The sequence below is a fragment of the Duganella margarita genome (genome assembly GCF_009857535.1).
GTDB classification, from domain to species: Bacteria; Pseudomonadota; Gammaproteobacteria; order Burkholderiales; family Burkholderiaceae_D; genus Rugamonas; species Rugamonas margarita.
Genome location: NZ_WWCS01000044.1, coordinates 1 through 9814 on the forward strand (window position 1 = coordinate 1; position 9814 = coordinate 9814).

The 9814-nt window shown below is 63.2% G+C and carries 8 protein-coding genes; 3 read left to right on the forward strand and 5 right to left on the reverse strand.

Annotation, left to right across the window (positions count from 1 at the left end; all coding sequences use genetic code 11):
* Positions 1 to 96: 96 nt before the first annotated feature.
* Positions 97 to 309 (reverse strand): hypothetical protein, encoded by a 213-nt coding sequence (locus GTP55_RS28675; protein ID WP_161048178.1) that lies wholly within the window; start codon positions 307 to 309, stop codon positions 97 to 99.
* Between the two features lie 19 nt (positions 310 to 328).
* On the opposite strand from GTP55_RS28675, the gene GTP55_RS28680 reads away from it, so the two are divergent.
* Positions 329 to 2386 (forward strand): TonB-dependent receptor family protein, encoded by a 2058-nt coding sequence (locus GTP55_RS28680; protein WP_229258210.1) that lies wholly within the window; start codon positions 329 to 331, stop codon positions 2384 to 2386.
* On the opposite strand, the gene GTP55_RS28685 is transcribed toward GTP55_RS28680, so the two are convergent.
* Together GTP55_RS28685 and GTP55_RS28690 are read right to left on the reverse strand one after the other, a co-directional pair.
* A complete protein-coding gene (locus GTP55_RS28685; protein WP_202423909.1) occupies positions 2383 to 3810 on the reverse strand; it encodes an SH3 domain-containing protein in 1428 nt (475 codons plus the stop codon). The two genes, GTP55_RS28680 and GTP55_RS28685, sit on opposite strands and share 4 nt — an antisense overlap.
* Positions 3811 to 3818: 8 nt before the next feature.
* On the reverse strand, positions 3819 to 5015 hold the full coding sequence (locus GTP55_RS28690) for an SPFH domain-containing protein (RefSeq protein ID WP_161048180.1): 1197 nt from the start codon (positions 5013 to 5015) through the stop codon (positions 3819 to 3821).
* Positions 5016 to 5202: 187 nt separating this feature from the next.
* On the opposite strand from GTP55_RS28690, the gene GTP55_RS28695 reads away from it, so the two are divergent.
* Together GTP55_RS28695 and GTP55_RS28700 are read left to right on the forward strand one after the other, a co-directional pair.
* Entirely contained in the window at positions 5203 to 5892 is a 690-nt protein-coding gene (locus tag GTP55_RS28695; RefSeq protein WP_161048181.1) for a response regulator transcription factor, read from the forward strand.
* Positions 5889 to 7961 (forward strand): sensor histidine kinase, encoded by a 2073-nt coding sequence (locus GTP55_RS28700; protein WP_161048182.1) that lies wholly within the window; start codon positions 5889 to 5891, stop codon positions 7959 to 7961. Before GTP55_RS28695 ends, GTP55_RS28700 begins: the two co-directional genes overlap by 4 nt.
* Here the strand turns inward: GTP55_RS28700 and GTP55_RS28705 are convergent.
* Positions 7958 to 9562: a methyl-accepting chemotaxis protein gene (locus tag GTP55_RS28705; RefSeq protein WP_161048183.1), complete on the reverse strand. Its 1605-nt coding sequence runs from the start codon at positions 9560 to 9562 to the stop codon at positions 7958 to 7960. The two genes, GTP55_RS28700 and GTP55_RS28705, sit on opposite strands and share 4 nt — an antisense overlap.
* Before the next feature lie 2 nt (positions 9563 to 9564).
* Positions 9565 to 9814, reverse strand: a 250-nt coding sequence (locus tag GTP55_RS28710; RefSeq protein WP_229258211.1) for a hypothetical protein, incomplete at its 5' end; no start/stop codon positions are given.

Here is a 9814-nt window from a genome sequence, read left to right on the forward strand (position 1 = left end):
AAAATACTGACAGTATTTCTACTGAATATTTCTTTGTTGAGCATTTAATGCTTTTTGTTGCAGCACCAAATGCCCACACTTATCGACTGTAAATTTTTAAAGATCGTTGTCTTGTATTGCTAGCTGAAGAAGCGTTTTGTTCATCAGCGAAGAGGCAAGATTATGAAGCGTTTCGAATATTTCGTCAAGCTCTACTTTTTCTCTTCTTTTCTCACTCAACGCTGCATTTGCATGTGTTGTTTCGTGAGGGACAGAATCATAACAAGGCGGCGCTGGTCTGACAAGGGCTTTGTTATATTTCGTTTTCATCGTTTCCTGGGAATACACCTTGCTCCTCATCGCCTTGCTTGCCGCCGCAGCTGTAGAGACGCCGGTCGTGGTCGTCAGCGCCACGCGTACTGAACACGCCAGCTTCGACGTGCCCGCCTCCATAGACGCGGTAAAGGTCGACGACGACAACCTGCGCGTCAACGCCTCCGAGGCCCTGGCGGCCGTGCCAGGCCTGGTGGTGCAGAACCGCCAGAACTACGCGCAGGATCTGCAGATCTCGTCACGCGGTTTCGGCGCCCGCTCCGCCTTCGGCGTGCGCGGCGTGCATCTGATCACCGATGGCATCCCGGCCAGCATGCCGGACGGCCAGGGCCAGGCCGCCACCTTTAATCTGGACGTGGCGGAACGCATCGAAGTGTTACGCGGCCCCTACTCCGCGATCTATGGCAATCACGCCGGCGGTGTGATCCAGCTGTTCACCAGGGAAGGCGATGGCGCGCCGTCGGTCGAACTGAATCTGGCCGGCGGCAGCTACGGCACGCACAAGACCGATGTCACCGCGCAGGGTAAGCAAAGCAACATCGGCTATGTGCTGGATGCGTCGCGCTTCGATACCGACGGCTACCGCGCGCATAGCGCCGCTACCCGCGACCAGGCCTACGCCAGACTGACGCTCACGCCCACCGAAGGGGCGAAGCTGAACATCATCGCCAACGCGCTGCGGCAGAACGATACCCAGGATGCACTGGGCGTCACCTGGGCCACCTATCAGCGCGACCCGCGCGCCGGAGAAATCGACAGCACCGATACGCAGTCGCCGAAGCGCACACTGGCCGATCGCTACAACACGCGCAAAAGCATCAACCACAAACAGATAGGCGCGACGTGGGAGCAGCGCTTGAGCAGCGATGACCGCTTGCGCGTGACCGCATACGGCGGCAACCGCGAAGTGGTTCAGTACCAGGCGTTTTCCAAGGCATTCCAGGCGCCGGCCAGCCATTCCGGCGGCGTAGTCGATTTCGAGCGCGACTTTTCCGGCGCGGATATCAACTGGTCGCATGTGAATGCACTAGCCGGCGGCAAGCTGACCACCACCGCCGGTGTGGAGTACGGCCGCTCCAGCGATGCGCGCCAGGGTTACGAGAACTTCATCGGCGCCACCTTCGGCGTAAAAGGCGCCTTGCGCCGCGATGAAGACGATAAAGTCAGCAACCTCGATCCCTACCTGCAAACCGAGTGGGATGCCGGCGCGTGGCAGCTCAGCGCCGGCCTGCGCCACAGCCGCGTGAAGATTTCGGTGGATGATCACTTTCTCAGCAACGGCAATGACAGCGGTTCGCTGAGCTACAGCCACACCACACCGGTGCTGGGCGTGCTGTATCGCGTGGCGCCGCTGTTGAATGTCTATGCCAGCGCGGCGCGCGGCTTTGAAACGCCAACGCTGAATGAGCTGTTCTACTCCGGCGCCGGCGGCGGTTTCAATTTCCGCTTGCAGCCGGCCTACAGCACGCACGTTGAGACGGGCGTGAAAGCGCGGCTGGATGAGCGCACGCGCATCAATGCGGCGCTGTTCCAGGTGAAGACATCGGATGAACTGGTGGTCGATAGCGCCAGTGGTGGCCGCACCAGTTATCGCAATGGCGGCAAGACCTTGCGTCAGGGTGTGGAGCTGTCGCTCGATTCGTCATGGGGATATGGTCTCAGCACGCGGCTGGCATTGACCACGCTGCGCGCGGTCTACGATGAGGGCTACGGCAATGTCCTGAAAGGCAGCCGCCTGCCCGGTGTGCCGAATGCGAACCTGTACGGCGAGCTGGCATGGAAGGAAAGCGCCGGCCGCTTTGGTGCGGCGCTGGAAGCGGTCGCTGTCGGCAAGATATACGTAGAAGACAGCAATGTGGACCAGCCGGCGTCCGGCTATGGCGTGCTGAATGCGCGCGTCAACCTCGGCCAGCAGTGGGGCGGCTGGCGCTTCAAACAGTTTGCGCGCCTAAATAATCTGCTCGACAAAAATTACGTCGGCTCGGTCATCGTCGGCGACACCAACAAACGCTATTACGAAGCGGCGCCGCAACGCAACTGGCTGGTGGGCGCCAGCGCGCTGTATCAGTTCTAGCGCAGCGCGATCGTCTGGCGCTTCCATGCCGGGTCTTGCCAGCGGTAGAACAGGCTGAGAGACGATGGCTTGTCGGCCGACTTCAGTGTCGCCAGCGTGTTGATCTCCACCAGTTCGAAGCTGCGCTTGAAGCGGCCGTCAACGCGGGCTTCGCGCGCCACCAGCATGTTCTGCGTGCCCGGCACCCAGCCGGCGAACTCCGCATAACCGATGTCCGGATCGGCGGCGGCCGGCGGCATGACGTCGATCAGCCAGCCGTCGCTGGTCTGATGGAACAACCACATCTCGCGCCAGCCATCCACCGGCTGCACCGCCAGCGCCAGCGCGGTGCCCTGCGCATTGGCCCGCGCCGACGCCGCCCACACCGCGCCATAGCTGCATCGCCGCGCCAGCGGATGCTGCTGATCGTGCTTGCCATCGACCAGCAGCACGCACGTCTCCCCCGGCTGCCCGGCCAGCGCCACCACACGCAAGCTACTCCCCACTGTGATCACGCCGGCCGGGGCGGCCAACGACTGTGCCGCCCAACGCACGCTGCCTGCGCGCACGCCGGCTTCGGCGTAGGCGGCGGCATCATCCTCGGTCAACTCGGCCGGCTCCACCATCCCCAACTCGTCCAGCGCACGCTGCCCGGCCTCCGTTGAAGACAAGCCTTTGCGCGCCCGTGCAAACGCCACCGATGACCACACCATCGCCCGCCGCATATGCACGCGGTTCTTCACATGCGCCGGCAAATCCTTAAACTCCACCCGTTCCAGCACCTCGGCGCGCCAATCATCCAGGGCCACCCGCGCGCCCGGGCCCAGTGCGGGATCGACACACTCCTGCCGCGTCAATCCCAGCGCTGCCGCCGCCCGCTGCGGCTGAGATGCCGACGCCATCGCCAACACGCGCCGGAACGCCTCGCCGTCGTAACACAGCTGCATCCGCCCCTCACGCTCAAAGCTGCGTATGCCGACGCCATACCGCGCCACCACCTCCAGATGCGCGGCAATCGCCATATCCCCTTGCTTGCTTTGCTTGGCTGACGCGCGCCGCGCCAGCCGGTCCGCCATCGTCCCCAACGCATCGAACGGCTCCGCCGTAATCGCGGCCGCCGGTGCCGCCTTCAGATACGCCGCCGCATAACTGATGCCCAGCGACTCCGCCCCCGGCGTGTCGCGCAGAAAGCGCACCACCGACAACAGCTCCGGCGCATCCGCCGCCTCCAGCGACACCTTGCGCACCTGCGCCGCGCGAATATACCCAGCCCGCTCGCGGCGATAATCATAGACCTGCAAGAAGTCCTGCTTCTCGCCGCGTATCTCCAGGCTATCGCCTTGCCACAGGACCGCCTGCTGCTGCGCCGAATCCTTGGGCGCGGCACGCAGCGCGGTCTGGTCCTGCGTGACAATCGCCAGCGTCAGGGCCGCCGCCATCAACATGACCATGATTACTGCCCCTCCGCCGCCACGCGCGGCTGCTTGCCCAGCAACGCCGAACCGATAAAGCCCCCATCCGCCGGCGGCGGCGCGATAATCACCGACACCTTGTCCGACAGCTTGTCCGCCATGGTCTTCTGGATCAGCAGCGGATTGCGCGTCAACAGCTCGCCCTCGCGCTCCATCTGCGCCACCTCCACCTTGCCGACGATCTCGTGGCGATACGCCTCCGCCTCGGCCAGCTTGCGCCGCGCATCCGCCTCGCCGCCGGCTTCGATCAGGCGCGCCTGGGCATTTCCTTCGGACGTCTTGATGCGCGCCTCCTTCTCTGCTTCCGCCTCCAGCCTGCGCTGCTCGATCTGCTTCTGCTTGAACGGCAGCACATGCGCCATTGCCTGTTCCTGCGCGCGCGCCGCAATGATCTGCTCATTGCCGGCCGCCTCCGCCGCCTTCTCGCGGCGCACCTTCTCGGCATCCGCCTCCAGCGACGACTGCTTGACCTGCTTCTCCTTCAACTCCAGCGTATAGCGCATCTTCTCGGTTTCCAGCTCCTCGGCCAGCAGCTTCTCCATGCCAGCCTGATACTCCGCCGGCAGCGTGATCTTGCCGATGGTGATACCGCGCAGCGTCACGCCATCCGCCGCCAGCTTGGGCTTGAGCTCCGCCTCGATCTCCTTCTGGATCTCGGCGCGCTTGGACGAATAAATCTCGCGTACCGTATAACGCGTGAACACCTTGTAGATCACACCCTGCACCGCCGGCTCCACAATCGCACCGCGGATATCCGGCGGCAGCGACTGCGCCATCGCCACCACCCGCGACGGATCGAGCGCATAGCGCACCGACAGGTCCACGCCCAGCGCCAGACCTTCCACCGACTGGAACGGCGCCGCCTCCGGGCGCGCCGGACGGTACACCTGATCCAGCAGCGACACCTGGCGCAGCACATGCACGCCCGGCATCATGAACACCGCGCCGTCGCGCACCGTAACCGCAGAACCGGTCAGCTGGTTGGTGCGGATGCCGACATTCCCAGGCGCCAGCTTGGCCAGCGGCGGATGCGTCGCCAGGCCGTAGACGGCGGCAGCGGCCAGTCCCACCGCCATCAGCATCGCGCCATTGCGGCGCGCGTCGTTCACCGCCATGCCGGCGCCGCCGCTGAACGCAGTCCGCACCGCCTGCACCATCCGTTTGATCCGCTCTGCCATGATGTTCACCTTTCGTTGAGTTCCGGGCCTATCCCTGAACAGCATGGTGCGCCGGACGAGGCGGAAGTATCAACGCTGCCACCGTCCACCTCTCTTCCGTCCGTGTGAGGAAATCCTCACAGCCGCTTTGTGACTTTTCCCTCAAAAGCGTAGATACTGATTCCATTAACAGAATGCGGAGCGCAGCATGGCCAGAGTCGCCGTCATCGAGGACGATCACCCCACCAGCAACCAGTTGCGGGCGTGGATAGAAGCGGCGCGTCCGGGCATCGTGGTCGACCAATGGTTCAGCCGGGACGACGCCGAAGCCGCCATCGCCCGCGAACGCTACGATCTGGTGGTGCTGGATATTGAACTGGGCCGCGAGCGCCACGCCGGCGTCGCCGTCATCAACGCCATCAACAAGCGCCATGCGACGCCGGTACTGGTGGTGTCGGCGATGCCGGCCACCATCTACCGCAGCATCATGAAAGCGCTCGATGCATGGGACTACCTGCAAAAGGCCACGTTTGAAGAAGCCGATTTCGTCGAAACCTTCCTGGAAATCCTGCGCGCCATCCCTGCGCCGGCACCGGCGCCGACCGCCGGCACGGCGGATCTGAGCATGGACCCGCTGCGTCAGCGCACGCCGATGTGGCGCGGCCAGCGCATCAACCTGCCGCTGACGGCGCAGCGCATCCTGGCGGCGCTGTTTGCGCGGCGCGGCCAGGTGATCTCCTACGACGAATTGTTCGACGTGGTGAAGAGCGGCCGCAATCGCGACAACATCCGCAAGCATGTCAGCACCATCCGCGACGCCTTCCGCGAAATCGATCCCGATTTCGCCTGCATAGAAAACGTGCCGATGCGCGGCTTTCGCTGGACCGACGGCGAATGAATTGGCGCCGGCTCAGCCTCGTCCCCTATCGCCTGCGGCTGCTGCTGCGCGCCGCCTTTGTCTTCCTGATGGCGGCCACGGTGGGGCTGGCGCTGTCGGTGCTACAGCAGGAGAAGCAGCTCAGTTACAAGAACTACGAAGGCAGCTTCCAGAAGACCCGGGTGCAGATCGCGGCGACGCTGCGCCATCCCACCGGCCAACTGGCGCTGCTCAATCCACAACCGTCCAACGCTGGCGGCGCACTGCATCCACTGCTGCTGCCCTTCGCCGCGCTGGATTTCGACGACCTGCAAAAAGTACAGCAGGCGGTGGCAATGTCCGGCTGCCTGGCGCAGTACGGGAACAATAGTTCGCTGTGCGTCGGCATCGGCAACAACCCGTGGGCCGGTGGCTTCATCTACGTTGCCGGCAGTTTCGACAGCGCGCAACTGGTGCCACATGTGCGCGGTGACCAGGTAGTCGACCAGGCGCACCGTGTGCGGGTCAAAGTCACGCTGCGCGGACAGACCTATGACTGGATCGCGCCGTTTGAAGAAAGTACCGAGCCGCAAACGCCGGGCCGCCGCTACGGCGGCATGCGCGGACGGCTAACCGGCTTCACCGCCGCCGATGTAGCGCGCGGCAAATCCCCCGTGGTCAAGGACTTCCGCGGCTGGATCTGGCAAAACCCGCGCTGCAACCAGCCCGACATCGCCGACGATGACCCCAACTGCGCGCGCAGCGCCTTCTTCTCCCTGCGCCTGCCGGTCGCCGTGCTGCAAAACGCCTTGTTTGAAAAGCGCCGCCCAGAGTGGCCGCCGGCCGATCTGGATCGCATCAACGTCAGCATCGCCGTGCTGCCGCCGGGCGATGGTGCACCACTGCTGGACAGCAGCACCGGCCCGGCCGCGCCGCCGTTCTCGCTGACGGACCTGAAGGCCATGCTGCTGCCGGGCGAAAGCCTGCAAATCAAACGTCTCAGCGATGGCGCGGCGCTGCCGGTGCTGGTCGCCCCCATAGATCCTGAAGACCAGAGCTGGCATTTCGTCACCGCCCTGATCCGCCGCCTGCCGGTGGACGCCTACGATGTGCCGCTGGCAGCGAAGGAAATCATCACCACGCCGGCCGGCAGTTACGAAGTGCTGTTGAAAGGCGATGTGCGCAGCGTCAGCAAAAGCCTGAGCGTGGTGGCCAGCCGCCTGGTGTGGTTTGTCGGCGCCATGCTGGCGGCGCTGATGCTGGCGTGGCTGGTGATCGAGATCGGCATCATCCGCCGCGTCAAGGTGCTGATCAAGCGCGCCGACGATGTGGGCGAGCGCGTGAAGGCCGCGCGTGGTTTTTCGGAGGCCGACCTGGCCGACCTGCGCGGCGAGGATGAACTGGGCGTGCTGGCGACCGGGCTGCACGACCTGCTGCGCCGCGTGCGTGAAGACGTCGAACGCGAGAACATCCGCGCCGAGCAGGAACGCGATATGTGGCACGCGGTGGGCCACGAAATCATGTCGCCGCTACAGTCGCTGATGGTCTTGCACGGTGCGCAGGAAGACCAGAGCCACCGCTATATCAGCCGCATGCAACAGGCGATCCGCGTGCTGTATGGACGGGCGTCGCCCAGCGAAGCATTCCAGTCATCCGAACTACAGGTGAGCGAAATCGACCTGACGGCGTTTTTGCAGAATGTCGCGGGCAATGCCTGCCACGTTGGCATCGACGGCGTGCGCTTCGAGGGGCCGGCGGAGCCGCTGACCGCGCGCGCGGATGAGTATTCGCTGGAGGATGTCGTCACGCACGTGCTGCGCAACGCGGAACGTTACCGCAAGCCGGGCAGCCCGATCACCATTACGCTGGAAGGCAGCGACACCGGCGCTACGATCGGCATTCACAACGACGGTCCGCAGATCCCGTCCGACATGCTGACCAAGATCTTTGAATACGGCGTCTCTGACCAGCCGGAGTCCGGCGCCGAAGGCAATCGTGGCCAGGGCCTGTTCGTCGCCAAGACCTATATGGCCAAGATGGGCGGCACCATCATCGCCCAGAACCGGGCTGGCGGCGTCAGTTTCATCCTGAACCTCCAGCGCGGCGCTTAATTTAACAACGCCAGGCCGGTTGCGCGCGCAGCAGGCCGGCCATCGGCCAGCTTGAAGATGCTGACGGCCTGTGACAGATGCTGCGCCTGATCCTGCATGCTGAGCGCCGCAGCGGCGGCTTCCTCCACCAGTGCGGCGTTCTGCTGCGTAACATCGTCCAGCTGGCGGATCGCCGCGCTGATTTGCGCGATGCCGGTGGTTTGCTCTTCGCTGGCGGCGCTGATGTCACTGATGATATCGGTCACGCGGCGCACGCTGTCGACCACCTCATTCATCGTCACGCCAGCCTGGTTGACCAGCAGCGCGCCGGCGTCCACCGTCTGCACCGAATTGTCGATCAGGGCCTTGATTTCTTTGGCGGCAGCGGAAGAACGCTGCGCCAGGTTGCGCACTTCGGTGGCCACCACGGCGAAGCCGCGTCCCTGCTCACCCGCGCGCGCCGCTTCCACCGCGGCGTTCAATGCCAGGATGTTGGTCTGGAAGGCGATGCCGTCGATGACCGCGATAATGTCGACGATTTTTTTCGATGACGTGTTGATGGCCCCCATGGTGTCCACGACCTGCGACACCACCGCGCCGCCGCGCACCGCAACGTCGGAAGCCGACAATGCAAGCTGCTGCGCCTGACGGGCATTGCCCGCATTGTGTTTCACCGCATCGGCCAGTGCTTCGACCGACGACGTGGTTTGCTCCAGCGCCGAAGCCTGCGCCTCGGTACGGGCCGACAGGTCCTGGTTGCCCGATGCGATTTGCACCGACGCGCTGGCAATGGTACCGGTGCCGCTGCGGATCTGGCCGACGATGTCGATCAGTCCTCCCTGCATGGCCTTCATCGCCGCCAGCAGACTATCGTCATCGTGCGGCGCGGTATGAATCATTACGCCCAGGTCACCGGCCGCAATGCTGCCGGCGATCTTGGCCGCATCGCGCGGCTCGCCGCCCAGCTGCGCAATCAGGCTGCGCGCCAGTGCGTACAACACGGCGGCCGCCAGGCCGACGGAGCCCAGCAGAATGGCCAGCATGATGGCGGAGGAAGAGGCGATTTGAGTCTTGGCTGCAGCTTCGTCATCGGTGTTGCGCTTGGTAGCGCGCTCCACCAGCTTGTTGATGGCAGCGCGATGCCAAGAATATTGCTGCTTCATGATGTCGAGTGCCGCAGCCGCAGCCGCCGAGTCATCTTTTTCCAGCGCCGGCACAAACTGTGAAAAGGCGACCTGGTAAAAAGCCTGCGCCGGTTTGTCGGCGCCGTTCAGCAGCAGATCCTTGATGTCGTCTTCCAGCACTTCCTTGGTCCAGAAGTCGTGACGGGTGTCGTAATCGTTTTTCAGGGATTTGAGATTATCGATCAGCGCCTTGCGCTCGCCAGGCGGCGCGCTCATGGCCTGCAAGGAGACCAGATAGGATTCGATAATATACTCGGGCGGCGGCAGGATATCCGCGATCAAGTCCTTGCCCTGTACCACGCGCTGATAAATCGGACCGTTGACCTTGAGCTGATTCAGTACATAGAAGGACCAGGCGCCATATAAGGCGAATCCGGCCACGATAATCGCCATCAGTAATGCAAAGCGATGAGCCAGACCCAGTGCCGAAAATTTCATTGTTATCCTTGTTGAAGTGATTTACTCAATTCACAAGTATAAATGCCTATATGCAAAAAATCTTGCCTTGTATAAGGCAAACAACAATTTTCTTCTAACGCAAAAAACCCCAGTCTTGCACTGAGCGCGATCTTGAGCGCGTTCAGGCTTAACTGGGGTTTTTCTAAATAACTAGCTTGACGATAACCTACTTTCACACTGGTTGCAGCACTATCATCGGCGTAGAGTCGTTTCACGGTCCTGTTCGGGATG

Excerpts from the sequence above, each read along its gene's own strand:
- GTP55_RS28695 (WP_161048181.1), top strand. The coding sequence starts at position 5,203 with ATGGCCAGAGTCGCCGTCATCGAGGACGATCACCCCACCAGCAACCAG.
- GTP55_RS28705 (WP_161048183.1), bottom strand. The coding sequence starts at position 9,562 with ATGAAATTTTCGGCACTGGGTCTGGCTCATCGCTTTGCATTACTGATG.
- GTP55_RS28685 (WP_202423909.1), bottom strand. The coding sequence starts at position 3,810 with ATGTTGATGGCGGCGGCCCTGACGCTGGCGATTGTCACGCAGGACCAG.
- GTP55_RS28700 (WP_161048182.1), top strand. The coding sequence starts at position 5,889 with ATGAATTGGCGCCGGCTCAGCCTCGTCCCCTATCGCCTGCGGCTGCTG.
- GTP55_RS28690 (WP_161048180.1), bottom strand. The coding sequence starts at position 5,015 with ATGGCAGAGCGGATCAAACGGATGGTGCAGGCGGTGCGGACTGCGTTC.
- GTP55_RS28675 (WP_161048178.1), bottom strand. The coding sequence starts at position 309 with ATGAAAACGAAATATAACAAAGCCCTTGTCAGACCAGCGCCGCCTTGT.